This is a genomic window from Herbidospora cretacea, assembly GCF_001570605.1.
Lineage (GTDB): Bacteria > Actinomycetota > Actinomycetes > Streptosporangiales > Streptosporangiaceae > Herbidospora > Herbidospora cretacea.
Genome location: NZ_BBXG01000027.1, coordinates 43,606 through 68,146, shown reverse-complemented (window position 1 = coordinate 68,146; position 24,541 = coordinate 43,606). Strand labels below are relative to the sequence as shown.

Here is a 24,541-nt window from a genome sequence, read left to right as displayed (position 1 = left end):
CCGCGATCCTCGTCCGACGGCGGGATTCTGCGGCAGATCCCACACTACCCGGGGTTGCCGGCTCCTATCATGCGGCGATACACCCGCAGATAGTCGGTGACCATCCGGTCGACGCCGAACCGGCTCTCGGCCCGCGCCCTGCACGCCGCCCGATCGAGCGTCTTCACCCGCCCCACCGCCTCGACGGCCTCATCGGGCGAGCCGACCAGGAACCCGGTCACCCCCGGGTCCACCACCTCGGCCATCGACCCCCGGCGGTAGGCGACGACGGGCGTGCCGCACGCCATCGCCTCGACCACCGACAGCCCGAACGGCTCGTCGAAGTCGATCGGGTGCAGCAGCGCGGCCCCGCCGCCGAGGACCGCCGCGCGCCGCTCCGGCCCGACCGACCCCAGGTAGACGACCTGGTCGCCGTCGATCAGCGGCGCGACCTCCTCTTCGAAATAGCGCCGGTCCTGGACGATCCCGCAGATCGTCAGTGGCATGCCGGTCCGCCGGGCGATCTCGATCGCTGTGCGGGTCCCCTTGTCCGGATGGATCCGGCCGAAGCTGACCAGCCCCGGTCCGCCATCAGGCGCGAAGGGGAACTCGCCGAAGTCGATGCCGTGGTGGACGGTGGCGACGTAGTCGAGGCCGGGGGAGCGGTCGGCGTGCGAGATGGAGACGTAGGCCGACGCGGCCCGTGTGTAGGCGGGCAGGATGCCCGGCCCCGAGAAACCGTGGACGGTGGTGAGAAGCGGCGCCCGGCAGTGCCGCGCGAACGCCAGCGGCAGCCAGTCGAGATGACTGTGCACGAGGTCGAACTCGGCCGACCGGCCGAACACGTGGGCGACGTGGAGCGCCTCCCACACCCGCCCGTCGACGGACGGGTCGTCGGCGTAGCCGCGCGGCACGACCCCGTCGAGCGTGGCGGAGGTGACCGAGTCGAGTGTGGCGAACAGGGTCACGTCGACGCCGCGGGCGACCAGCCCCTCGGCGAGCAGGCTGGTGACCTGCTCCCACGGGCCGTAGTGGACCGGCGGCGTCCGCCAGGCGACCGGGCCCAGCAGGGCGACCTTCACGACGACAGGATCTGGGTCCGATGGCTCATCGCGCACCTCCCGGTGTGCCGGAGATGTCCGAGGTTACACCGAAAGCCCCGCCCCCCTGCGGAATGAGGGGCGGGGCCGTGGAGGGCCCGCCTCCCCCAGAGGGGTCCGTCTGGGGAAGGCGGGCGGCTTGAGGGTCAGGCGGGGGTGCAGGTGAGGGTCGGGGTCCCGTTGGTGCCGGACCAGTTGCCGTTGAATCCGAACGTGGTGGAGGTGTTCGGCGACAGGTTGCCGTTGTAGGACATGTTCCGGACCGCCACGGCGGAGCCCGACTGGGTGTGCTGGCCGTTCCAGAGCTGCGAGATGGTCTGGCCGTTGGGCCAGGTCCAGTTCACGGTCCAGCCGGTGATGGCGACGTTGCCGGAGTTCCGCACCGAGACCTGGGCGCCGAACCCGCCACCCCACTGGTCGGTGATGCTGTACGTCGCCGCGCACGCCTTACCGCCGGGAGACGGCGAAGGCGACGGGGAGGGCGACGGGCTGGGGCTCGGCGAAGGCGAAGGCGAGGGAGACGGAGACGGAGACGGAGACGGGGAGGGAGACGGCGACGGGGAGGGGCTGGGCGACGGGGAGGGGCTGGGGGACGGCGAGGGCGACGGGTCCGCGCCCGGGGTGTTGCCCCAGATCTTGGTCGTCCCGGCGAACAGCGGGATGTTGGTGACCCGGACCGGCGTCGAGCCGGGGGTCGTCGAGACGCCCACGTACGACCAGTCGTTGGCCGCGCTCCACTGCTTGGAGCTCGCCACCCGGAACTGCACCTCGCGCCGGTGCGCCGACTGCCCGGCCGGGGAGATGTTCTGCCCGGCGCAGTTGATGGTCACGTAGTAGATCGCGCCGGAGTGCTGGGTCGGGCCGGTGGGCGCGCTGCACTGGTTGTAGTTGGCCGTCACCGTGATGTCGGCCGGGGTGGTGTCCCCGTCGAGGGTGAAGTAGTAGCGGAAGGAGCCGTTGGTCAGGTTCCGGGCCGGCCAGCCCGACTGGTTCCGGATCATGACCTTGACCTCGGTGAAGCCGGTCCCGGTCGCGTTCACGGAGGCCTCGGTGAAGATCTCCGGTTCGGGGGCCGTCTCCGGCTGCGGGAAGTTGGCCAGCGGCGTGCCGCCGTACTCGCCGTAGAGGCGGGCCACCGCGCTGGTGAAGCCGGCGTTGTAGTCGGTGGCGACCTCGTTCATCACGTAGTCGTCGCGCTTGTCGGTGTAGGCGTCGTTCGGGTCGGGCGGGCCGCCGACCAGGGCGCCGTAGAGGGTGTGGCGGGTCTCGACCGGGTTGGTCATCTGGTCGGTCCACGAGCCGTGCGCGGTGCGGTGGTGCGGGTTCTTCGGCGGGTTGTTGCCGAACCCGATCACGTACGAGGAGTTGCGCGGGTTGTCGCCGAGCGCGTAGTCGATCTGGCGCTTGGCGAAGTCGTGGTAGCGGGCCTTGCGCGTGGCGTCGGTGATCGAGTCGCTGTGGACCAGCGCCGCGAAGGCGGTGTTGGCGGCGTACCGGAGCGAACCCCACCGGTCGAGGACGGCCTGGCCGCCGGGGGAGTAGGTCACCCGCTGGCCGTTGACGCCGACGGTCCAGAAGTCGAGCCAGCGGTTGGCGTCGTCGAGGTACTGCTGCTTGCCGGTCAGCTTGGCCAGCAGGACGTAGGCGCCGTAGGACTTGTCGTCCCAGGCGATCGTCCACTTGTACGACTTGGTCGTCGACTGCGGCTCGGTGCCCAGGTTGGCGTAACCGGCCTCGGCCTTGGCCAGGTAGGAGGCCTCGCCGGTGGCCCGGTAGAGCCAGATCGCGCCCCACACGAGCTCGTCGTTGAAGCCGCTCCACGAGCGGTAGTAGCCAGCCGCGTCGGTGATGCAGTCGCTGTAGGCGCGCCGCACGTTCTCGGCGAAGGAGTACAGCTGCCGCGCGTGGGTCACCAGCGTGTTGGCGTAGGTCGGGTCGGTCGGCCGGAACACCATCGAGGAGGCCGCCATCGCCGCAGCCGTCTCACCGGCCAGGTCGGCGCCGCCGCAGCTCGCGTCGATCTTGTACGACGGCCGGCTCATCTGCATCGCCTCGGCCGGCCCCCACCAGGCGTGGTCGAGCCCGCCGTTGCCGACCTGCCCGTAGAGCACGTTGGCCGACGGGTGGGCCTTGATGAAGTAGTCGTTGACGAACCGCAGGTTGTTCGTCAGGTGGGTGAGCTGGCTGCCGTACGCGGCCCGGTTCTCGACCGCCCCCCACGCCAGCATCGTCGTGGCGGCCGCCATCGGCAGGCCGAACTTGACGTGGTCACCGGCGTCGTACCAGCCGCCGGTCAGGTCGAGCCCGACGTCGGCGCCGTCGGTCAGGCCGGACGGCCCGCGCCACGAGACGCGGTTCCATGAGGGCAGCGGGCCCGCCTGCTGGGCCTCGTAGAACAGGATCGACTTCTGCAACGCCTCGCCGTAGTTGAACACGGCGGCGGAGGCCTGCTGCGGTTGGAGGGTCACGGCCGCGACCAGTGCCACGGCCGCGATGCGGAGCGTACGGCGCATAGGAGCGTCCTTACGGGGAGGGGGTGTCGGGGGCGCGACAGCGGGTCAGGCGCTGTCGCACCCCTGGCCTTGCTGGGGCGTGGGAGCGCTCCCAAGGCGAATTTCCTGGACGGGACCACGGATGTCAATCAAGGGTCGGCAGGCTCACCGGGGCGATCCGGGGTGTTTGCGCCCCGGGCTGGACTTATGCCGGTCACGCCCTGTGACCAGCGCGTTCGTATGCTGAAACTTTCAGTTCCCGCGCTCGCCAACGGCGTACGGAAAACGTACGGAAAAAAGGAAGGAGCCCCCCGGAGGGGGCTCCTCGTCTTACTGATCAGGGAGTGACGGCGGGTCCGGCACCGTCACCCCCAGCTCGTGGGGATCAGCCGTTCGGGAACAGGCGGCCGAACTCGCCCATGGCGACGGCGACGTCGACCTGGGCCCAGAAGCGGTGGTAGTTGAAGGTCGGGGCCGGGCCGGTCCCGTCCAGGTAGGCCTTGACCTCGGGCCAGTCGGGGTCGTTCTTGTAGAACGAGCGGATCGACAGGAAGGTCGAGCTGGAGTTGATCGGGTCGCCGTTCGGCATCGTGCCGGTCCAGCCCGGGGGCACGTAGACCGGGTCGTCGATGCGGTTGTAGTCGGCCTTGGTCTCGGGGACCGACACGCCCTTGGCGTCCTGGTTCAGCCAGATGCCGTCGAGGAGCGCCTTGGCCATGTTCTTCGCACCCGTGTGGTTGGCGCGGGCGGCGTAGTACATGAGGACCTTCGCGTACGAACCCGCGACGCCCACGTCGGTGGTGTGGTCGGCCACGGTGACGTGCAGGCCCGGGTTGGCCGGGGGCATGCCGGTGGTGGAGCTCCAGTTACCGGCGGGCGCGCCGGACCAGCGCAGCGTCGACGGGATCTGGTAGGTCCCGTTGGCGTTGACGGTCGTGTTCGCCATCGCCCAGGCGACCCACTTGTCGAGGATCGTCTTGGCGTCGGCGTTGCCGCTGGCGTAGTACAGCGAGGCCACGCGCTCCATCGACCACGCCTGGAAGCCGAACCACTGGTTCGACGGCGGGTCGTGGTAGACCGGCTGCCAGTCGTAGGTCATGCCGTGGAACTTCGGCAGGTTCGACGGCGGGGTCGCGTAGTGGCCCTGCCACGAGTTGGTCGCGCCGCCGGCGATGGCGCCCTCGTCCGACTGCAGCCACTTGTAGAACTGGAGCTGGCGGGTCAGCGAGGTCGCCCAGTCGGACGCGCCGGTGGTGCTGCGCGGACGCAGGTCGGTCTGGGTCGACAGGGCCCAGGCCGCGAGCGGGTTCTGGTAGCCGCCGTGGTTGTGCGACGAACCGATGCGCCAGGCCCAGCCGGCCGACGAGTCGGTCGCGCCACCCCACGCGTAGTACCAGCTCAGCAGGTAGCTGGCGCTGTTCTTGCCGGTGCCGGCCGGGCACGACGTGCTGGTGCAGCCGGGCTGCTTGAAGTACTTGTCGTACATCGCGTAGCGCAGGTAGTCACCCATCTTCGCGGCCTTGGCGACCGTGGCGGAGACCTGCGACTGCTTGCCCTGGGCCTTGGCCCACTCGTTGGCGTAGTAGGCCACCTGCACGGCGCGGGCGTCGGCGTCGGGGGCGTTGGTGTACTTCCACTGCTTGGCGTAGCTGCTGTCCTTGATGAACAGGTCGAGGAAGCCGTTGCGGCCACCGTGCGCGAAGGTGTCGCACGACGGCTGCGGGATGGTCTCGAAGACCGACTCCTCGGGGCCGCGCTGGTAGGTGTTGATGTACACCGGCTTGGTCACGCCGTCGCCGCAGCGGCCGAAGCCGTAGGTGTTGTCGACGTCCAGCAGCCAGTGCATGCCGTAGATGTCGCTGGTGTTGTACGCCGACCGCAGCTCGGCCGCGATCGGGTCGGTGCCGACCGAGACGCCGTTGGTGATCTGCGACGGGTAGGAGCTGATGTCGTCGAACTCACCCGCGTACGTCGCCGGGCTGCTCGCGTTGTAGAACGAGTTGGTCGGCTGGTCCTGCGTGGAGGGGATGATGTACCTCTCCATCGACGCCCACGCGGCGTTGAACTTGGTCCAGTCGCCGGTCACCTGGCCGTAGACGGCCTCCAGCCACAGGTAGTAGCTGTAGGCCTCCGACGTGGTCTCGTGTCCGTGGTCCGGGGCCTCGACCATGAACGTCTCGACCGAGTGGTAGGGCACGCCCTCCGGCGAGAAGTAGCCGTTCGCCGGGTCGTGGATCTTGTTGTAGAGCGACGTGAAGCGCTGGACGTACTCGCTGCCCGTCTGCGTGCCGTCGTCGTCGGCCTCGGTGGCGTCCAGGGCCGAGGAGAAGTAGAAGACCCCGCCCCCGCTCGTCGACAGGTTGAACCTGGCCGTGCCGGCGGTCGCGTCGGCGTCCTGCGCGGCGGAGACGACGACGTTCTGGGCGACGTTCCAGTTGCTCGGCGTGAAGGTCAGCGACGTGGGCGCCGCGGTCAGGTCGGCGTCACCGCCGCTCGCCTTCGCCACGGTCACCGTCACGTTCGAGGTCGGCTGAAGCGACAGCGACACGCCGGCCGAGGCGGAGCCGCCCTCGGCGACCAGCAGCGACGTCGGCGTGATGCGGACGAACCCGTCAGGCTGCGGCGACGGCGAGGGGCTCGGCGACGGAGACGGCGACGGGCTCGGCGAGGGGCTGGGGGAGGGGCTCGGCGAGGGAGAGGGAGAGGGGCTGGGCGACGGGCTGGGCGAGGGGGTGCCGCCGCAGACCACGTTGTTCACCCGGAAGCTGGTCGGCTTGGGGTTGCTCCCGCTCCAGGTCCCGTTGAAGCCGAGCGAGAGGGTCGCGCCGCTCGCCAGGGAACCGTTCCACGGCATGTTGGTGGCAGTGACGTTGGCGCCCGACTGGGTCCAGTTCGCCGACCAGCCCTGCTGCACCCGCTGGCCGGAGTTGGGGAAGGTGAACCCCAGGTTCCAGCTGCTCAGGGCGTCGCCGGTGTTCCGCACGGTGATGTTGGCGGTGAAGCCGCCCTGGGTGGGGCTGGTGTTCCAGTCGTTGGTCACGTACGTCACGTCGCACGTCACGGCGGCGGACGCCGGTTGCGCGACCAACGTGACGGCACCTGTGCAGACGGCCAGCACGGCCGCCCACAGGGCACGTTTGCGATAAGCACGTATCGCCATGGTCGGGGGTTCTCCAAGCTCTCAGGGACTCAGGGGGGGATGGGAGCGCTCCCACCGCACAGCATGCCCGGAGGGCCCGAATCCCTGTCAATCAACGTTCGGATTCGCCGACCTTTGCCCTGCCCGGAGGTGAAACTTTCACCTGAAAATTGGTACGTGTGCGGCCGTCACCTGCGGGTAGTCGCGCGCCCATGGCCAACGAGAGACTGAACGAGATGACCGACGCCGCCAAGGTGACCGCCGCCAAGATCGAGGGCACCTTCCACGAGACCGCCGCCAAGGTCGCCGCGACCGTCGAGGACAAGATGCCCGAGGTCCGCGAGGCCGCCCAGAAGGCGGTCGCCATCGTCGAGGAGCGCATTCCCGACACCGTGAAGGACAGGGTCCGCGAGGCCGGCGAGACGGTCTCCGCCAAGGCCGCCGAGATCACCCCGGTCCAGTTCCGCGACGCCACCGACCGGCTGACCGCCGAGGCCAAGAAGCGCCCGGCCGTCGCCGTCGTGGCCGGAGTGGTGGCCCTGTTCGTGCTGCGCCGGGTGCTGCGCCGCAAGAAGTGAGATCCAAGAAGTGAGATCCAAGAAGTGAGATCAGGGTGAAGTGCTCGCCGGGCGCAGGACCCGGGTGCCGCCCGCGATGAGGGCGGTGGCCAGGATCCATCCCGCCGCGATGAGCGCGTTGGCCACCCAGATCGTCCAGCCGGTGGGCTCCCAGGCGGCCCGCTGCTCGAACAGGCTCACCGGCACCATGTGGTCGAGGGTGTAGACGAAGGCGTTGAAGTGGCGGGGACGCTCGTCCAGGCTGATCTGGACCGGGGGGACCAGGGAGAAGACGAGCGTCCCCGCCGTGAGCAGCGCCGCCAGCCACGCCCCGGCCAGCCAGGGGCGGAAGCCGTAGCCGACCACCGCGTCCAGCAGGACGCCCCAGGCCCGGCCGGCCGGCGGTAACGTGCGGCGCCGCGCCCGCTGTTTGGCCAGCAGGACCCGCCGCGAGTCGGGTTCGTGGCCCATGCGGCGGTAGTAGGCGGCCATCTGCTCGTAGGGCTGCGGGCGGTAGCCGGCGGGGTGCTTGGTCAGCCACGCCAGGCGCTCGCGGAGCGTGGCGGGGCTGCGCAGGGATTCGTACACGAGCCCGTCGAGCCGGACCGCGCCCGGGTAGCTCTCCGGACGGTCGGCGAGCAGCCCGACCCGGGTGTAGCCGAGGTCGACGCCGCCCTCGATCGACTCTGGAGTGAGCAGCAGTTCGCCGACGTCGAGGTGCCGGGTCTGGATGACCGGGCCCTTCGTGCAGGTGAGGCGGGCGCCGTGGAACGACAGGGTGCCGCTGATCCGCGCGACGCGCAGGCTGATCTCCCCTTCTGCGGTGAATCCCTCGCCCATGTTCATGACTGTCGTCTGCAGGTAGTCGGCGTGGACGGCGTAGCGGCCGGTCGCCCGGATCGTGGTGTCCTGGAGCCACAGCCCGCCGTTGAAGCGGGCGCCCTGGATCCGCAGCCCGCCGGTGACCGTCATGCCGCGCAGGAACGCGCCGCCCTCCACGACGAGCCCGCCGGCCCAGAGGGCGGTGTGCTTCTGGTCCTGTTCACGGGGATCGCCCGGGTAGCGGGCGCTGGACCATCCCGCGTCCTCGGAGGTCCAGCCGCCAGGGCAGCCGAGCCGGCACCCCGACATGCGTAACTGCCCGCTGACGTGGGCGTTGTCGAGCCGGATCCCCTCCTTCAGCACGCTGCCGCCCACGTCGAGGACACCGTTGATCCGGGCCCGCCCGGCCCGCAGCCGCAGGATCTCGCAGTCACGGAACCGCAGCGCCCGCGTCTGCGCCTCGACCAGATCGATCACCCCGTCGACCTGGCACCTGATCAGATGCAGCGTCGCGGTCACCTCGGCCCCGGACAGGTCCAGATCCCCCACAATCCGCGCCCCGATCAGCCGGATCGCCGCCACCTGCCCCGGCTCGGCGGGCCGCACCCCGAGCAGCAGCGCCCGGATCACCTCAGCCCGGACGACCCGCTCCCGATCCGCCCGGGGAGTCCGCTTCCGCGCGGCGGGAGCGACCTGGACCTGATCTGCCCGATCGGTCCCGTCGTTCTCGACGGAGGCCCCGGCGTCCTCGTGGGGATCATGGTCGGTTCGGGTGGCCGAGGACGAGCGGGCTCGGTGGGCCGGGGCGGTCAGGCTCTCGTAGGCCTCGGTGATGCGTCCGGTCCAGGTGGTCGGCTGTCGTTCTTCCCTTACGTCGACCCATTCCCCGGCCGGGTAGGCCGCCACGAGTCGCTTCTCCGCCGGGGTGAGCCGCCGGAAGGGGAGTGATCTTCGCATGCCCCGACTTTAGAGGCCACGCGGACAGGCGGCGTGGAAAGCCCCGGCACCAGGACCTGTGCGCATCCTCCGTCTCAGGTCGCCTGCGTGGCCAGCCCGCGCAGGGCCCGCTCGGCAGGTGATCCGGGGTCGGCCGTCATCAGGACGACCTCCTGGTCATCTTCGGGCACCAGCAGGACGTCGCAGTGCAACCGCAGCGCACCGGCCTCCGGATGGTCCAGGGTCTTGGTCCGGTGCCCGGGAGCGTGGACCGGACGCGCCTCCCAGATCTGCCGGAACTCCTCACTGCCGGCGTGCAGTTCGGCCAGAAGCCCGGCCAGCTGCGGGTCATGCGGGTAGCGGTCCGCGGCCCGGCGCAGCCGCGCCACCACGATGTGCCCGAATTCCTCGGCGCTGGAGCTCTCGTACATCCGCCCCTGGCCCAGGAAGCGGCGTCGGGCCAGGTTCGTCGTCCCGCCTCCAAGGTCGGTGCCGAGCAGCGCGCGGGCCAGGGGGTTCCAGGTGAGGACGTCGTACGTCGCGTCAGTGACGATGGCACCGGTCTCCGGCAGCCGCTCCAGCATCCGGGCCACGTGGGGGCGGACCTGCCGCACGGCGCTGATGCCAGGCGGCGCGCTCGAACCCGCCAGGCGGAACAGATGGCTGCGCTCGGCCGGCGTGAGCCGCAGCGCGCGGGCCAGCGCGTCCAGGATCCGGGCCGATGGCCGCGGCCCCCGGGCCTGCTCCAGCCGGGTGTAGTAGTCGACCGACATGTGGGCGAGCTCCGCCACCTCTTCGCGGCGCAGACCCGGTGTGCGGCGGTCGGTGCCCGTCGCCGCCAGGCCGATCTCGTGAGGACGCAGGGCCGCACGGCGGTCCCGCAGGTAGTGGGCCAGTTCCTGCCGCGCCACGTCGCCTCCTCTCCTGCCTCACACTGCCTGGTACAGGCTGTCCCTGGCAGAGCACCCATGACCGGAGAAGTGTGGTTCCCATGAACGAACGCACAGCTCTGGTCACCGGTGCAAACAAAGGCATCGGCCGACATATTGCCCGGCTGCTCGCCGTTGAGGGCTTCACCGTGTACGTGGGCTCCCGTGACCCCTTGCGCGGACAGCGGGCCGTCGAGGAGATCGGGGCCGGAGCCCGTCCGCTGGTCCTCGACGTGACAGATCCCGACGGCGTCGCACAGGCCGCGGCTCAGGTGGACCGCTTGGACGTGCTGGTCAACAACGCCGGCATCTCGCTGTCACTCGCCCCGCCGACCGACACCGGCGTCGAGGAGTACAGGCGCACCTACGAGACCAATGTGTTCGGGGTGGTGACCGTGACCAATGCCTTCCTGCCCGCCCTGCGCCGGTCCCCGCGCCCGCGCATAGTCAACGTCTCCAGTGGCACCGCGTCGCTGACCTGGAGCACCACCCCCAACCCCCAGTTCATCTCGGGTAGCGGCGCAGCCGCCGCCTACCGGTCGTCCAAGGCCGCCCTCAACGCCCTCACCGTCCTCTACGCCCAGACGCTGGCCGAGGACGGCTTCAAGGTCAACGCGCTCGCCCCCGGCCTGCGGGCCACCGATCTCAACCCCCGGGCCGCTGCTGCCGGCGGCGACCCGGACGAGGCCGCGCGGGGAGCCCTCCGGCTGGCCCTGCTGCCGGAGGACGGCCCCACCGGTGGCTTCTTCTCCTGGGACGGAACGCCCGTCCCCTGGTGAACGGTGGTGCGTGGCAGCGGGCGAGCCGATAGAAGGCGTCCTGTCAGGCGTGGGTGTGTTCGACCTGCCCACGCCGACTGGCCTGGACGGGTCAGCGCTTCATCGCCCCGTCGGCGATCGCGTCGGCGGCCTCGCCGATCGCGATGCCCACGATCTCCAGCCGCCGGACCAGTTCGCGCTCCCGCAGGGTCTCGGCGGTGATCTCCGAGGTGAGGATGCGGGCGATCTCGTACTGGTACATCCGCTTGAGGGTGCCGCCGGCCTTCTTGGCCTCCAGCGCGTCGTGGCCGACCGCCGACGAGCGGGTGGCCAGGTCACGCACCGACTTCTCCAGCGCGTCGACGCCGACGATCACCTGGTCGAGCATCGGGGCGAAGCGCTGCCTGCCGCGCACCCGGTAGAGGTGCGACTCGCGGACGAAGTCGCGCAGCGAGTCGAGGATGTCGTCGATCGAGCGGGACAGCCGGAACAGGTCCTCCCGGTCGATCGGCGTGATCAGGGCCCCGGCCAGCTCGGCGACCAGGCGGGCGCGGTAGGTGTCGCCGCGGTGCTCGATGTCGCGCATCGCCTGGTGGGCCTTGGTCCGGCCGATCTCGCCGCCGATCATGGCGATGGCCAGCCACGCGCCCTCCCGGGTCGTCTCCAGCTGGCCGATGAGCGCCTCCGACAGGGCGCTGTCCATCCGCCCCCGCATCATGCCGAACACGCGCCGGAGCCGCCTCATCCGGCCACCCCCCTGATCATCAGCCCGGCCGCCAGACCCAGCAGGCCGGTGGCCGGAAGTGTCAGCGTCCAGGCGAGCACGATCTTCATGGTGGCCGGCCACCGCACCCGGCGGACGCTCTCGGCGACCCCCGCCCCGACGAAGCCGCCCGCGATGGCCTGCGTCATGCTCACCGGCGCGCCCGCCGCCGCGCACCCGATCACCGACAGCCCGCTGCCGAGCCCGGCGGCCACGGCGTGCAGCGGCCGGGCGGGCAGCAACTGCCGGCTGAGGGTCCGACCGGCGCGCGGCAGCCCGTAGACGGCGCCGACCGCGAACAGCGCCGCGACCAGCAGGCAGACCAGCGGAGGCGCTCCGCCCACGCCGAGCCCGACGAGGAAGACGGCCAGCATCTTCTGGCCGTCGTTGGCGGCGTAGGCGAGGCACTGCACCGCGAACCCGCCCCAGTGCAGGCGCGGCAGCGACTGCGCCCGGCCCAGCCGGGACACCAGGCGGCTGGCCAGCACCGCCACCGTCGCCCCGACGAAGGGCGCGGCGATCCCCGCCACGAGCACCAGGCCCACGCCTCCGGCGGAGACGGGCAGCCCGAGGCCGACGGCCGCGCCGGTCAGCCCGCCGACGATGGCCAGCGTCAGACTGGTCGGCCACCCCCGGCTGCTCAGCACCAGGACCACCACCAGCGAGCAGACCACCGCGACGGTCATCGCCACCTGCCCGGGAGCCCCCGGCAGGGACGCCAGCCGCGTGGTGAAGGTGGCGGCCACCCGCGAGGTCAGCATCGGCACCGCCGCCACCGCGGCGACCAGCACGAACAGCGCCACCAACGGGCGCACCCCAGGAACCCGGAGCCCGGCGCCGAGCAGCGCGCCGCCGTCGTTGATCCCTGAGACGATCGCGAACACTCCGGCGAGAACAGCTAGTGAGGCGGACAATAAGCTCCCCGTTTGCCTGTTGTTCACCATTTGTTTACTAAGGCATTCCCGGCCGGAGGGGTGATCACTCGGCCGGAGATGTGGGGACGATAGGGAAGTGACCGTCCATGCAGCCCATCTGGGGCGTTACTACGAGGATTTCGTCGTCGGCGACGTGTTCCAGCACCCGCTCGGCCGCACGATCTCCGAGGCCGACAACACCTGGTTCACCCTGCTGACGATGAACACCAACCAGAACCACTTCAACGCCCACTTCGCCGCGAAGGCCCCCGTCGGGAAGATCATCGTGAACTCGGGCCTATCAGTGGCGATCGTCCTGGGCCTGTCGGTCATCGACGTCAGCCAGAACGCCTCGATGAACCTCGGCTGGGACGAGATCCGCCTGACCCACCCCGTCTTCCTCGGCGACACCCTCTACGCCGAGTCGCTGGTCGAGGCCGTGCGGGAATCCGCCTCGCGGCCGTGGGCGGGGATCGTGACGTGCCGGACCCGGGGCCTCAACCAGGACGGCGACGAGGTCATGTCGTGGCGGCGGTCGGTCATGGTCTACAAACGGGACGCCCCCCACGACAAGGGCTTCTTCCCGGTAGCGAAGAACGGCCCGATGGCATGAACTTCGACCTGACCGAGGAGCAGCGCCTCTTCCGGCGGACGTTGCGCGAGTTCGTCGACAACGAGATCGTCCCGGTCGCGGCCGAATGGGAGCGGTCGGGCCGCTATCCGGCGGAGATCGTGGAGTCGTTCAAGGAACTGGGCCTGTTCGGGATGACGATCCCTGAGGTGCACGGGGGGCTCGCGCTCGACCGGGTCTCCTTCGCCCTCGTCTTCGAGGAGATCGCGCGCGGGTGGATGGGCGTGGCGGGGATCCTCGGATCCCATTCCCTGGCGACGTGGATGGTGGCTCAGTACGGGACCGCCGAGCAGAAGGAGGAGTTCCTGCCGGGGTGGGCGTCGGGCGAACGGCGTACCGGCATCGCTCTGACCGAACCGGGGGCCGGCACGGACCTGCAGGGGATCACGACGCGCGCCGTCCGCGACGGGGACCACTACGTGGTGACCGGCACCAAGACGTGGATCACCAACGCCCGGCACGCCGACCCGCTGCCCGTGCTGGTGAAGACCTCGGCGCAGACCCCGGCCCACCGGGGCATGTCGGTCCTGCTGATCGACGCCGCGGACCTCCAGATCGGCCGTGACCTGCCGAAACTCGGCTACAAGGGGACGGAGACGTGTGAGGTCGTCATCGACTCCGCGCGGGTGCCGGTCGACCGGCTGCTGGGCGGCGTCGAGGGCCGGGGGATGCAGCAGGTGCTGGCGGCGCTGGAACTCGGGCGGATCAACATCGCGGCCCGCGCGGTGGGGGTGGCCCAGTGCGCCTATGACGCGGCCCTTACGTATTCGCAGCAGCGGAACGCCTTCGGGCAGCCGATCTCCGAGTTCCAGGCGATCCAGTTGAAGCTGGCCGACATGGCGACCGAGATCCAGGCGGCGCGGCTGATGACGTACTGGGCGGCGGTCCGGTCGGAGCAGGGGGCGGTGACGGGGGAGGCGGCGATGGCGAAGTACTTCGCGTCGGAGATGGCGCTGACGACGACGATGGAGGCCATGCGGATCCATGGGGGGTACGGGTATTCGCAGGAGTTCGTTCTTGAGCGCCTCTACCGCGACGCGCCGCTGATGGCGATCGGTGAGGGCACGAATGACGTCCAGCGGATGGTCATCGCCCGCGCCCTGCTGAAAGGGACGCTGAAGGTCGGCTGGTGAGCGGTACTAGGGCTGCCACGGCTGGCCGGTGAGCTCCTGAAACGCCTCGGTGCAGACGGCCTGCCTGCCCTGGCCGGTCAACTAGGGTCGCGAGGATGAGCGACTGCCTGTTCTGCGCGATGGTGGCCGGGACCACCGAGACCGTCGAGGTCTACGAGGACGACGTCGTGTTCGCCTTTCTCGACCACCGGCCCGTCTTCAAGGGGCACGTCCTGGTCGTGCCGAAGACCCACGTCGTCACGCTGCTCGATCTCGTCGAGGTCGGGCCCTACTTCGAGCGGGTGCAGGCCGTCACGCGGGCCGTCATGGCGGGGCTCGACGCCAAGGGCAGCTTCGTCGCGCTCAACAACGTCGTGTCCCAGTCGGTCGCGCATCTGCACACCCACGTGGTCCCGCGTAACCCGAAGGACGGTCTCCGGGGCTTCTTCTGGCCGCGTACCAAGTACGCCTCCGACGAGGAGGCGCGCGAGTACGCCGCGAGGATCCGCGCTCAGATGAGCTGATAGACCAGCTCAGGCCGGCCGAGCCCGCCGTACTGCGGCAGGCGGCGGGCCGCTCCGCTCTCCGTCAGGTGTTCCAGGTAGCGCCGGGCCGTCACGCGGGACACCCCGACCGACGCGGCGACCGCCGTGGCGGACAGGCCGTCGGCGGCGCCGCGCAGTTCGGCGACCACGGCTTCCAGGGTGGGCTGGGTCAGGCCCTTCGGAAGATGGGAGCGGGCCGGGCCGCGCAGGGCGGCCAGCATGTCGTCGACCTCGCCCTGGCCGCTGGCCTCGCCGCTCGCGTCGGCCGAGGAGCGGAACCTGGCGTACTGGCGCAGTTTGTCGTTGAGGGCGGCGAAGGTGAACGGCTTCAGCACGTACTGGGCCACGCCCGCCGACACCGCCGAGCGGACCATCGACAGGTCGCGGGCGGAGGTGATGACGATGACGTCGCACAGGATGCCCGCGCCTCTGATCGCCCGGCACACGTCCAGGCCGTGCATGTCGGGGAGGTGGAGGTCGAGCAGCACCAGGTCGACGGGCCGCCTGCCGAGGAACCGCAGCGCCTCGCCGCCCGACCTGACCACTCCCGCCACCGCGAAGCCGGGGACCCGTTCCACGTAGATCCGATTTGCCTCGGCGGTGATCTCCTCGTCCTCGACCACGAGCACCGAGATCACGAGGCGGTCCTCTCCGGGAGGGGGAGGCGGATGGTGAAGACCGCGTCGGGGGTCGCTTCGATCGTGCCGCCCAGCCTGCGCACGGCCTGCACCGCCAAGGGCAGGCCGAGGCCCCGGCCGTCGCCCTTGGTCGTCCAGCCGCGCCGGTAGGCCTCCTCGACCCTGGCCGGTTCGAGGCCGGGGCCGCTGTCGGCGACGCGGATCTCGCACACGGAGCCGGACGCGCCCACGTGCACCTCCACCCTCGCCGGTGGCGGGCCGGACATGGCGGCCTCGACCGCGTTGTCGATCAGGTTGCCGAGGATCGCCACCAGGTCGTGCGGGTCGAGGCCCACGTCGTCGAGTTCGCTCTCAGGGGTGATCGACAACTCCACGCCGCGCTCGGCGGCCTGGGCCGACTTGCCCAGCAGGAGGGCCGCCAGCACCGGTTCGCGGACGGCGGCCACGACCCGGTCCGTCAGTTCCTGGGCGGCGCGGAGTTCCTCGGTCGCGAAGGCCACCGCCTGTTCGGGACGGCCCAGCTCGACCAGGGAGATCACGGTGTGCAGGCGGTTGGCCGACTCGTGGGCGGCCGAGCGCAGCGCGTCGGCGAAGCCGCGTTCGGCGTCGAGCTGGCCGGTCACGTCCTGGAGCTCGGTGTGGTCGCGCAACGTCACGACCGTGCCGAGGGAGCGGGTTCCGGAGCGGACCGCCGCGACGCTGACCAGCAGCACCCGGTCTCCCGTCAGGTGGATCTCGTCGGTGCGGTCGCCGCCCGAGGACAGCAGTTCGGTGAGGGAGGGCGGCAGGCCCAGCGCGGTCACGGGGGAGCCCTCCGCGTCCGGGGGCAGGCCGAGCAGCCCGCGGGCGCCGTCGTTGCACAGCGTCAGCACGTTGCGCCCGTCGACCAGCAGCAACCCTTCGCGGACGGCGTGCAGGATCGCCTCGTGGTAGTCGTACATCAGGGTCAGTTCCTGCGTCCCGAGGTCGTGGGTGTGGCGGCGGAGGCGGCGGCCGGCCAGGTAGGTGCCGGCGGTGCCGGCGCCGAGGCCGAGCAGGCCGGCCAGCACGCCGGCCTCCAGCTGCTCGCGGAGCCGGCCGCCGATGTTCTCGACCGTTATACCGGCGCTGACCAGCCCTCTGACCCGACCGGACGCGTCGCGGACGGGGGTGATCGTGCGGATCGAGGGGCCGAGCGTGCCCGTGTAGGTCTCGCTGTACGTCCGGTCGGCCAGCGTTCCCAGGTAGGGGCGCCCTATCTCGGTGAGCGTCGGGTGGGTGTACCTGATGCCCGCCGGGCTCATGATCGTGATGAAGCCGACGCCCGTCTCCGCGCGGACCTTCTCGGCGTACGGCTGGAGCAGGGCCGTCGGGTCGGGGTCGCCCAGCGCGGTCAGGACCGACGGGGCCGACGCCACGCTCACCGCGACCGCCTTGGTCACCGCGGTCGCGTCCTCCGCGACCAGGTCGCGGGTCTGCAGGACGGCCATCACGGTCCCCGCCGCGACGGTCGCGACCACGACGACGATCTGGAGCGCGAACATCTGCCGCGCCAGGCTCCATCGTCGCATCGGCGTCACCTCTCCTGACTCGGTCCAGTGAACGAAATGTACGCAATAGTGACCCAGGTCACTCCCGGGGCGGATAGTCGGCCCACCAACCGACTTTAGGGAGAGTGGACGCCATGTCCGCACCAGCGGAGTCCCCCCAGGCAGCGGCCCCCGAGCGGCGGGACAGGACCCGCTATCTCTACCTCGCCGTCATCATCGCGGCCGTGGCGGGCGTCGCGGTCGGCTTCGCCGCGCCGGACCTCGGGGTCGCGCTCAAGCCGCTGGGCACCGCTTTCGTGGCGCTCATCAAGATGATGATCAGCCCCATCATCTTCTGCACGATCGTGCTCGGCATCGGCTCGGTGGCCAAGGCGGCGAAGGTCGGGCGGGTCGGCGGGCTCGCGCTCGGCTACTTCCTCGTCATGTCGACGGTCGCGCTGGCGATCGGGCTCATCGTGGGCAACCTCGTCGACCCGGGTTCCGGGCTCCAGCTCACGCCGGAACTCCGCGACGCCGCGGCGGCCGAGGCGGCCAAGGGCGGCGAGAGCGACACCACGGCGTTCCTGCTCGGGATCATCCCGGCCACGCTCGTGTCGGCGTTCACCGAGGGCTCGGTGCTCCAGACGCTGCTGGTCGCGCTGCTCGCGGGGTTCGCCCTCCAGGCGATGGGGCCGCGCGCCACGCCGATCCTCACCGGCGTCGAGCACGTCCAGCGGCTCGTCTTCCGCATCCTCGCCATGATCATGTGGGCCGCGCCCGTCGGCGCGTTCGGGGCGATGGCGGCGGTGGTCGGCGCGACCGGCGTCGACGCGCTCAAGAGTCTCGGCGTCATCATGCTCAGCTTCTACGCGACCTGCCTGCTGTTCGTGTTCCTCGTGCTCGGGCCGATGCTGCGGCTGGTCTCCGGGCTCAACGTGCTGTCGCTGTTCGGCTATCTGCGCCGGGAGTTCCTGCTGATCCTGTCCACCTCGTCATCCGAGTCGGCGCTGCCGCGCCTGATCGCGAAGATGGAGCACCTCGGCGTCAGCCGTCCGGTCGTCGGGATCACCGTGCCGACCGGCTACTCGTTCAACCTCGACGGGACCGCGATCTACCTGACGATGGCCACCCTCTTCGTGGCCAGCGCGACCGGGGCCCCGCTGTCGTTCGGCGAGCAGGTCTCGCTGCTGGTGTTCATGATGATCGCGTCCAAGGGCGCGGCGGGGGTCACCGGCGCGGGCCTGGCCACCCTCGCCTCCGGGCTCCAGTCGCACCGGCCCGAGCTGGTCGACGGCGTCGGGCTCATCGTCGGCATCGACCGGTTCATGTCGGAGGCCCGCGCGCTGACCAACTTCGCCGGGAACGCGGTGGCGACCGTGCTGATCGGGAGCTGGACCGGGGAGTTCGACCGGGAGCGGGCGCAGGAGGTTCTCTCCGGACGCGACCCGTTCGACGAGACCACGCTGCTGGACGAGCACGAAAACGTCACGCAAGACAGGCTTCCCGAAACGGTCCGGTAGGCTCCGCGACGTGGAGCCCCTGGTCGCCGTCCTGGTGGTCGCCGCCCTGGTGGGTGTGCCCGCCGTCGTGCTCTGGCGCGTGCTGCGCGGACGCCGCGAGCTCGGCAGCGGCCCGGCCGAACGGGCGACCTTCGAGACGCTCCACACCGCCAGCCTCGCCGCGCCCCCGCTCCGCGCCGGGCTCACCCAGGCGGGGGTGCTCAAGGCCTCGCGTCACCTGCGGCAACTCCTCGGCTCACCGGCGATAGCGATCACCAACGCCGAGGAGCTGCTCGTCTACGACGGGACCGGCGACCACCACGCCCGCGAGGCCTTCGACCACGCCAAGAGCACGCTGAAGGACGGCCGCATCCAGGTCCTCCAGCTCTCCTGCACGCAGCCCGAATGCCCGATCAGGCACGCGGTGGTCGTCCCGCTCACCACCGACGAGCGGGTGGTCGGCTCGCTGGCCGCCTACGGCGACCACACCTCGGCCGGGCTGGTCAGGGCGGTGCAGGAGGTCGCCCGGTGGGTCGACTCCCAGCTCGAACTCGCCGAGCTCGACCGGTCGCGGACCCTGCTCATGGAGGCGGAGGTACGGGCCCTGCGGGCGCAGATCTCCCCCCACTTCATCTACAACTCCCTCACGACGATCGCCTCGTTCGTGCGGACCGACCCGGAGCGGGCCCGGGAGCTCCTGATCGACTTCGCCGACTTCACCCGCTACTCCTTCCGGCGGCACGGCGACTACACCACCCTCGCCGAGGAACTGCGCTCGATCGACCGCTACCTCACCCTGGAGCGGGCCCGCTTCGGCGACCAGTTGCAGGTCACCCTGCGGATCGCGCCCGAGGTGCTGGCCGTGGCGGTGCCGTTCCTGTGCATCCAGCCGCTGGTGGAGAACGCGGTCAGGCACGGGCTGGAGAGCAAGCCGGGCGTCGGGCGGATCACCATCGTCGCCGAGGACGCCGGCGCGGAGTGCTCGATCACCGTGGAGGACGACGGCCTCGGCATGGACCCCGAGCACCTCAGGCGGGTGCTCGCGGGGGAGGAGCGCGCGACGGGAGTCGGCCTGGCCAACGTCGACGAACGGCTCCGCCAGGTCTACGGCGACGAGTTCGGGCTGGTCGTCGAGACGGGCGAGGGAGCCGGGACGAAGGTCAGCATGCGGATGCCCAAATACCGCCCGGGGGTGGCCGTCCGCTGAGGCCACGGATCGCTCGTGGCCGGGCGGGCGGAGCCGTGACGGAGGGAAACGTTTCTGTAGTTAACGATCCGGCTTTCGCGTTGACTTACAAAAGACGATTTATCACGCTCTAGGGACTCATCCAGTGAAGGGGTACGACGTGAGCGGGTTGCGGGTGCTGGCTGTGGACGACGAACAGCCCGCGCTCGAAGACCTCGCCTACCTCCTGCGGGCCGATCCGCGCATCGGCGAGGTGCAGACCGCCCGTGACGGCGCCGCCGCGCTGAAGCTGCTCGACCGGGCCATGGCCGACGGCCGGCCGATCGACGCGGTCTTCCTCGACATCCGGATGCGCGGCCTTGACGGGGTGGTGCTCGGGCGGCTGCTCACCCAGTTCTCGCGGCCACCGAAGGTCGTCTTCGTGACCGCCTACGAGGACCACGCCGTCGACGCGTTCGAGCTCAAGGCCGAGGACTACCTGCTCAAGCCGGTCCGCCCCGACCGGCTGGCCGAGGCGATCCGGCGGGTCTGCGCGGGGAGCGAGGCCTACACCGAGCCCGAGACCAGCGACACCATCCCGGTCGAACTGGGCGGGGTGACCCGCTTCGTCGCCTCGACCGAGGTGCGTTACGTGGAGGCGCGCGGCGACTACGCCCGCCTGCACACCGCGACCGGCAGTCATCTGGTACGCATCCCGCTCGCCGCCCTGGAGGAGCGCTGGGCCTCGGCCGGGTTCCTCCGCGTGCACCGCAGCCATCTCGTCGCGGTCAAGCACATCGACGAGCTGCACATCGACTCCGGCCGCTGCGTGGTCCGCATCGGCGACACCGAGATCCCCGTCAGCCGCCGCCACACCCGCGAACTGCGCGACCTGCTGGTGCGCCGGGCCCGCCGGGCCAAGCCGGACCAATGACCGGCCCGTCACCGGCGGAGCCGGGAAGGAACCCGCCCGGCCGCGCCCGGACCCGCCGCTCGCGCTCGGCGGAGCCCCGGTCTGGTGAGGCCGACACGGCCAAGCCCCGCCGGGAGACCGTCACCAGCCCCCGGGCCGTCGCCGCGCGCCGCCCGCGTTATCCCGCCACCCGCGAGATCGACGAGCAGACGCGGCTCGGCGAGGTCTACATGCGCTCGCTGATCCGCACCCAGCTCCGCCTCGGCCTGTTCGTCTGCACGCTGCTGGCCTGCGTGATCGGCGGGATGCCCTTACTGTTCATGCTGGTCCCGTCGATGCGCGAGGTCGTCGTGCTCGGCCTGCCGCTGCCGTGGCTGGTGCTCGCCGGGCTCATCTACCCGGCGTTCGTCGTCGGCGCCTGGCTCTACGTCCGGGCGGCCGAACGCAACGAACGGCGGTTCGCCGAGCTGGTGGAGGGCGATTGAGCTCACTCGTCGCGATCGTGCTCGTGGTGCTCGCGGCGGTGCTGATCGGGGCGTTCGGCGTCCGGGTGTCGCGCACGACCTCCGACTTCTACGTCGCCTCGCGGACCGTCACCCCGCTGTGGAACGCCTCGGCGATCGGCGGGGAGTACCTGTCGGCCGCCTCGTTCCTGGGCATCGCCGGGCTGATCCTCACCTACGGCGCGGACATGCTGTGGCTGCCGGTCGGGTGGACCGGCGGCTATCTCGTGCTGCTCGTGCTGGTGTCGGCGCCGCTGCGGCGGTCGGGGGCCTACACGCTGCCCGACTTCGCCGAGGCGCGGCTGGAGTCGATGGCCGTGCGCCGGGTGTCGAGCGTGCTCGTCGTGCTCATCGGGTGGCTCTATCTGATGCCGCAGTTCCAGAGCGCCGGGATGGTGTTCCGGGCGATCACCGGCGCGCCCGCGTGGGCCGGCGGGCTGCTGGTCGCCGGGGTCGTCGCGGTGAACGTGCTGTCGGGCGGGATGAAGTCGATCACGTTCGTGCAGGCGTTCCAGTACTGGCTGAAGCTGACCGCGCTGGCCGTGCCGCTCGTCTTCATGCTGCTGGCGTGGCGGGCCGACGGCGCGCCGGGGCTCCAGCCGGGCGACCCGTGGGCGCTGCCGCTGCACGGGCGCGAACACCCGGTCTACGCGACGTACTCGCTGATCCTGGCCACGTTCCTGGGCACGATGGGGCTGCCGCACGTGCTCGTGCGGTTCTACACCAACCCCGACGGCCGGGCCGCCCGGCGGACCACCCTGGTCGTGCTGTCGCTGCTCGGCGCGTTCTACCTGCTGCCGTCGATCTACGGCTATCTCGGGCGGGTCTACCTGCCGCCGCTCGACGGGCCCGACTCGGTCGTGCTGACCATGCCGGGGCACCTGGTCGGCGGGGTCGCGGGGGAGCTGCTGACCGCGCTGGTCACCGGCGGGGCGTTCGCGGCGTTCCTGTCGACGTCGTCGGGGCTGGCGGTGTCGGTGGCGGGCGTGCTCGGGCAGGACATCCTGCGGTTCACCGACGGGGTGCGGTCGTTCCGGGTGGCGACGGTCATCGGGGTCGCGGTGCCGTTCGGGCTGGCGATCGTGGCGCGGGCGCTGCCGGTCGCCGACGTCGTCGGGCTGGCGTTCGCGGTGGCGGCCTCGTCGTTCTGCCCGCTGCTCGTGCTCGGCATCTGGTGGCGGCGGCTCACCACCTCAGGCGCCGTCGCCGGGCTGCTGGCCGGGGGAGGGCTCGCCTGCGTGGCCGGGCTGGTCACCATCGTCGGCGGGCCGCACGGCGGGTGGGCCGGGGCGCTGCTGGCCCAGCCGGCCGCCTGGTCGGTGCCGATCTCGTTCTCCGTCATGGTCGTCGTCTCGCTGCTCACCCCCGGCCGGGTGCCGCCCAACGTGACGCGCACGATGGTACGTCTCCACACACCCGAGACACTTGACGTGGACCGGGGCGATTGGCGTCCACGGTCGTCATAACGGACAGTTGAGGTCGGCCGAAAAGGGTGCCGTTCGTCGTGGATAGCGGACCATTCGGCGCAAGCCGTACAACACTGAGCGCCTTTGCTCGTCGGCTCGGCGAAGGACGGGTCTCCGTATCTCCTCCCGGGGTAGCGTCCACTCCTACCGTGTGGGTGATCCAGATCACAGCGTGGGAGGTCTCGTGACGACGCAGCATCATGACTCGTCGGTATATGAGCAGATAAGAGCGACGGATCGGTTCCAGGAGCTGCGCCGGCGCTACCGCTCATGGGCGTTCCCGATGACGGTCGCCTTCTTGGTCTGGTACCTGCTGTACGTCGTGCTGTCCGCGTTCGCGCGCGACTTCATGGCCATCAAGGTGCTGGGCAACATCAACGTCGCGTTGATCTTCGGACTGCTCCAGTTCGTGTCCACTTTCTACATCTCGTGGGCGTATTCACGGCACTCGGCGGCCAAGCTCGACCCCCTGGCCGACGAGCTCCGCGGTGAGATCGAGAAGGCGGACAAGTAAATGAGCCACACGACACTCGCCACCGTCCTGTTCCTGCTCTTCGTGGTCGGGACGCTGGGAATCACCTTCTGGGCCAGCCGCCAGAACAAGACCGCCGCCGACTACTACGCCGGCGGGCGCTCCTTCAGCGCGGCGCAGAACGGCCTGGCCATCGGCGGCGACTACATGTCGGCCGCCTCGTTCCTCGGCATCGCCGGCCTGATCGCCCTCTACGGCTACGACGGCTTCCTCTACTCCATCGGCTTCCTGGTGGCGTGGCTGGTCGCGCTGCTGCTGGTCGCCGAGCTGATGCGGAACTCCGGCAAGTACACGATGGCCGACGTGCTGGCCTTCCGGATGAGCCCCCGGCCCGTCCGCACCGCCGCCGGCGTCTCCACCATCGTGGTGTCGATCTTCTACCTGCTCGCCCAGATGGTCGGCGCGGGCGCGCTGGTCGGCCTGCTGCTCGGCATCACCTCCGACTCGGGCAAGGCGCTGACCATCGTCGGCGTCGGCATCCTGATGATCGTGTACGTCGTCGTCGGCGGCATGAAGGGCACGACCTGGGTCCAGATCGTCAAGGCCGTGCTGCTGATGGGCGGCGCGACCCTGGTGACGCTGCTGGTCCTCGGCAAGTTCGGCTTCAACCTGTCCGGCCTGATCGGCGAGGCTGCCGCGCAGAGCGGCAAGGGCACCGCCTTCACCGAGCCGGGCCTGCGCTACGGCACCGAGGCCCAGGGCATCTGGGGCAAGTTCGACCTGATCAGCTTGGGCCTGGCCCTGGTTCTCGGTACCGCCGGTCTGCCGCACATCCTGATCCGCTTCTACACCGTGCCCACCGCCAAGGACGCCCGTAAGTCGGTCCTGTGGGGCATCGGCATCATCGGCACCTTCTACCTGCTCACCCTGGTCCTGGGCTTCGGCGCGGCGGCCATGGTCGGCAGCGAGGCGATCCGGGCCGAGAACGCGGCCGGCAACACCGCCGCGCCGCAGCTCGCGCTGGCGATCGGCGAGGCCATCTTCGGCGAGGTCGGCGGCACGATCCTGCTGGCCGTCATCGCCGCCGTCGCCTTCGCCACCATCCTCGCGGTGGTCGCCGGTCTGACCCTCGCCAGCTCCTCCAGCTTCGCCCACGACCTCTACGCCCACGTCTTCAAGCGCGGCGAGGTCACCGAGAAGCAGGAGATCCTGGTCGCCCGCATCTCCGCCTTCGTCATCGGCGCGGTCTCGATCGGGCTGGGCATCCTGGCGCAGGCGCAGAACGTGGCGTTCCTGGTCGCCCTGGCGTTCGCCATCGCGGCCTCGGGCAACCTGCCCGCGATCCTCTACAGCCTGTTCTGGAAGAGGTTCAACACCGCCGGCGCGGTCGCCTCGATCTACGGCGGTCTCGGCTCCGCCCTGATCCTGGTGATCTTCTCGCCGGTCGTGTCGGGCCGCCCGACCTCGCTGATCAAGGACATGGACTTCCACTGGTTCCCGATGGAGAACCCGGGCCTGTTCTCGATCCCGATCGGCTTCCTGTGCGGCTACATCGCCACGCGGATGAGCAAGGAGTACAACGAGTCGAAGTACGCCGAGATGGAGGTCCGCTCCCTCACCGGCGTCGGCGCGGAGAAGGCGTCCACGCACTAGGAACCCCTCCTGGAGAGAGAAGCCCTCGGGACCCGCCCCCGGGGGCT

Annotated in this window: 21 protein-coding genes; 12 read left to right on the top strand and 9 right to left on the bottom strand. The window is 70.6% G+C overall.

Translation table 11 applies throughout. The features are described from left to right. Positions 1-44: 44 nt before the first annotated feature. The 3 genes from AW270_RS34665 to AW270_RS34655 all read right to left on the bottom strand — a co-directional run bounded on the left by AW270_RS34665 (position 45) and on the right by AW270_RS34655 (position 6,731). Complete coding sequence (locus AW270_RS34665; protein WP_061300365.1) at positions 45-1,061, bottom strand: glycosyltransferase family 4 protein; 1,017 nt, start codon at positions 1,059-1,061, stop codon at positions 45-47. Positions 1,062-1,225: 164 nt separating this feature from the next. Continuing rightward, positions 1,226-3,592: a glycoside hydrolase family 9 protein gene (locus AW270_RS34660; RefSeq protein WP_061300364.1), complete on the bottom strand. Its 2,367-nt coding sequence runs from the start codon at positions 3,590-3,592 to the stop codon at positions 1,226-1,228. A gap of 364 nt (positions 3,593-3,956) precedes the next feature. Then, positions 3,957-6,731: a glycoside hydrolase family 48 protein gene (locus AW270_RS34655; RefSeq protein ID WP_082802073.1), complete on the bottom strand. Its 2,775-nt coding sequence runs from the start codon at positions 6,729-6,731 to the stop codon at positions 3,957-3,959. A 191-nt stretch (positions 6,732-6,922) separates the two neighbouring features. Between AW270_RS34655 and AW270_RS34650 the strand changes: the two genes are divergently transcribed. Continuing rightward, a complete protein-coding gene (locus tag AW270_RS34650) occupies positions 6,923-7,288 on the top strand; it encodes a hypothetical protein (RefSeq protein WP_061300362.1) in 366 nt (121 codons plus the stop codon). A 30-nt stretch (positions 7,289-7,318) separates the two neighbouring features. On the opposite strand, the gene AW270_RS34645 is transcribed toward AW270_RS34650, so the two are convergent. Both AW270_RS34645 and AW270_RS34640 read right to left on the bottom strand, forming a co-directional pair. Continuing rightward, positions 7,319-9,046, bottom strand: coding sequence for a hypothetical protein (locus tag AW270_RS34645; protein WP_157523097.1), 1,728 nt, complete (start codon positions 9,044-9,046; stop codon positions 7,319-7,321). A 74-nt stretch (positions 9,047-9,120) separates the two neighbouring features. Continuing rightward, positions 9,121-9,936 (bottom strand): helix-turn-helix transcriptional regulator, encoded by an 816-nt coding sequence (locus tag AW270_RS34640; protein ID WP_061300360.1) that lies wholly within the window; start codon positions 9,934-9,936, stop codon positions 9,121-9,123. 80 nt (positions 9,937-10,016) lie between these two features. Here AW270_RS34640 and AW270_RS34635 point away from each other — a divergent pair, with 80 nt between their 5' ends. Then, positions 10,017-10,733 carry an SDR family oxidoreductase gene (locus AW270_RS34635; RefSeq protein WP_061300359.1) on the top strand — a complete coding sequence of 239 codons (717 nt, stop codon included), beginning with the start codon at positions 10,017-10,019 and terminating at the stop codon, positions 10,731-10,733. A 91-nt stretch (positions 10,734-10,824) separates the two neighbouring features. On the opposite strand, the gene AW270_RS34630 is transcribed toward AW270_RS34635, so the two are convergent. Further along, complete coding sequence (locus AW270_RS34630) at positions 10,825-11,457, bottom strand: DUF47 domain-containing protein (protein ID WP_061300358.1); 633 nt, start codon at positions 11,455-11,457, stop codon at positions 10,825-10,827. Continuing rightward, positions 11,454-12,359 carry an inorganic phosphate transporter gene (locus AW270_RS34625; protein WP_245675007.1) on the bottom strand — a complete coding sequence of 302 codons (906 nt, stop codon included), beginning with the start codon at positions 12,357-12,359 and terminating at the stop codon, positions 11,454-11,456. The genes AW270_RS34630 and AW270_RS34625 overlap by 4 nt, the downstream gene beginning before the upstream one ends. 127 nt (positions 12,360-12,486) lie before the next feature. Here AW270_RS34625 and AW270_RS34620 point away from each other — a divergent pair, with 127 nt between their 5' ends. From AW270_RS34620 to AW270_RS34610, 3 genes are all read left to right on the top strand, one after another. Further along, entirely contained in the window at positions 12,487-13,002 is a 516-nt protein-coding gene (locus AW270_RS34620; protein ID WP_061300356.1) for a MaoC family dehydratase, read from the top strand. Further along, a complete protein-coding gene (locus AW270_RS34615) occupies positions 12,999-14,153 on the top strand; it encodes an acyl-CoA dehydrogenase family protein (RefSeq protein ID WP_061300355.1) in 1,155 nt (384 codons plus the stop codon). The genes AW270_RS34620 and AW270_RS34615 overlap by 4 nt, the downstream gene beginning before the upstream one ends. A gap of 95 nt (positions 14,154-14,248) precedes the next feature. Then, positions 14,249-14,656, top strand: coding sequence for an HIT family protein (locus AW270_RS34610; RefSeq protein ID WP_061300354.1), 408 nt, complete (start codon positions 14,249-14,251; stop codon positions 14,654-14,656). Here the strand turns inward: AW270_RS34610 and AW270_RS34605 are convergent. Further along, positions 14,644-15,315 (bottom strand): response regulator, encoded by a 672-nt coding sequence (locus AW270_RS34605; RefSeq protein WP_061300353.1) that lies wholly within the window; start codon positions 15,313-15,315, stop codon positions 14,644-14,646. The two genes, AW270_RS34610 and AW270_RS34605, sit on opposite strands and share 13 nt — an antisense overlap. Further along, entirely contained in the window at positions 15,312-16,865 is a 1,554-nt protein-coding gene (locus AW270_RS34600) for a sensor histidine kinase (RefSeq protein ID WP_061300352.1), read from the bottom strand. The genes AW270_RS34605 and AW270_RS34600 overlap by 4 nt, the downstream gene beginning before the upstream one ends. A gap of 113 nt (positions 16,866-16,978) precedes the next feature. Between AW270_RS34600 and AW270_RS34595 the strand changes: the two genes are divergently transcribed. From AW270_RS34595 to AW270_RS34565, 7 genes are all read left to right on the top strand, one after another. Next, positions 16,979-18,343 carry a cation:dicarboxylate symporter family transporter gene (locus AW270_RS34595; RefSeq protein WP_061300405.1) on the top strand — a complete coding sequence of 455 codons (1,365 nt, stop codon included), beginning with the start codon at positions 16,979-16,981 and terminating at the stop codon, positions 18,341-18,343. A 10-nt stretch (positions 18,344-18,353) separates the two neighbouring features. After that, on the top strand, positions 18,354-19,529 hold the full coding sequence (locus AW270_RS34590; protein ID WP_061300351.1) for a sensor histidine kinase: 1,176 nt from the start codon (positions 18,354-18,356) through the stop codon (positions 19,527-19,529). A gap of 139 nt (positions 19,530-19,668) precedes the next feature. Beyond that, positions 19,669-20,421 carry a LytR/AlgR family response regulator transcription factor gene (locus AW270_RS34585; RefSeq protein WP_061300404.1) on the top strand — a complete coding sequence of 251 codons (753 nt, stop codon included), beginning with the start codon at positions 19,669-19,671 and terminating at the stop codon, positions 20,419-20,421. Continuing rightward, positions 20,418-20,885 (top strand): hypothetical protein, encoded by a 468-nt coding sequence (locus AW270_RS34580; protein WP_082802072.1) that lies wholly within the window; start codon positions 20,418-20,420, stop codon positions 20,883-20,885. Before AW270_RS34585 ends, AW270_RS34580 begins: the two co-directional genes overlap by 4 nt. Continuing rightward, positions 20,882-22,369: a sodium/solute symporter gene (locus tag AW270_RS34575; RefSeq protein WP_061300350.1), complete on the top strand. Its 1,488-nt coding sequence runs from the start codon at positions 20,882-20,884 to the stop codon at positions 22,367-22,369. Before AW270_RS34580 ends, AW270_RS34575 begins: the two co-directional genes overlap by 4 nt. A gap of 151 nt (positions 22,370-22,520) precedes the next feature. Next, entirely contained in the window at positions 22,521-22,883 is a 363-nt protein-coding gene (locus AW270_RS34570) for a DUF485 domain-containing protein (RefSeq protein WP_369409015.1), read from the top strand. Next, complete coding sequence (locus AW270_RS34565) at positions 22,884-24,494, top strand: monocarboxylic acid transporter (RefSeq protein ID WP_061300348.1); 1,611 nt, start codon at positions 22,884-22,886, stop codon at positions 24,492-24,494. It begins immediately after the preceding gene. The last annotated feature ends 47 nt before the right edge of the window (positions 24,495-24,541 follow it).

What these genes read in the sequence shown, in the direction of transcription:
- AW270_RS34660 (WP_061300364.1), bottom strand. Translation starts at nt 3,592, where the DNA reads ATGCGCCGTACGCTCCGCATCGCGGCCGTGGCACTGGTCGCGGCCGTG.
- AW270_RS34655 (WP_082802073.1), bottom strand. Translation starts at nt 6,731, where the DNA reads ATGGCGATACGTGCTTATCGCAAACGTGCCCTGTGGGCGGCCGTGCTG.
- AW270_RS34650 (WP_061300362.1), top strand. Translation starts at nt 6,923, where the DNA reads ATGGCCAACGAGAGACTGAACGAGATGACCGACGCCGCCAAGGTGACC.
- AW270_RS34645 (WP_157523097.1), bottom strand. Translation starts at nt 9,046, where the DNA reads ATGCGAAGATCACTCCCCTTCCGGCGGCTCACCCCGGCGGAGAAGCGA.
- AW270_RS34635 (WP_061300359.1), top strand. Translation starts at nt 10,017, where the DNA reads ATGAACGAACGCACAGCTCTGGTCACCGGTGCAAACAAAGGCATCGGC.
- AW270_RS34630 (WP_061300358.1), bottom strand. Translation starts at nt 11,457, where the DNA reads ATGAGGCGGCTCCGGCGCGTGTTCGGCATGATGCGGGGGCGGATGGAC.
- AW270_RS34615 (WP_061300355.1), top strand. Translation starts at nt 12,999, where the DNA reads ATGAACTTCGACCTGACCGAGGAGCAGCGCCTCTTCCGGCGGACGTTG.
- AW270_RS34610 (WP_061300354.1), top strand. Translation starts at nt 14,249, where the DNA reads ATGAGCGACTGCCTGTTCTGCGCGATGGTGGCCGGGACCACCGAGACC.
- AW270_RS34600 (WP_061300352.1), bottom strand. Translation starts at nt 16,865, where the DNA reads ATGCGACGATGGAGCCTGGCGCGGCAGATGTTCGCGCTCCAGATCGTC.
- AW270_RS34595 (WP_061300405.1), top strand. Translation starts at nt 16,979, where the DNA reads ATGTCCGCACCAGCGGAGTCCCCCCAGGCAGCGGCCCCCGAGCGGCGG.
- AW270_RS34580 (WP_082802072.1), top strand. Translation starts at nt 20,418, where the DNA reads ATGACCGGCCCGTCACCGGCGGAGCCGGGAAGGAACCCGCCCGGCCGC.
- AW270_RS34565 (WP_061300348.1), top strand. Translation starts at nt 22,884, where the DNA reads ATGAGCCACACGACACTCGCCACCGTCCTGTTCCTGCTCTTCGTGGTC.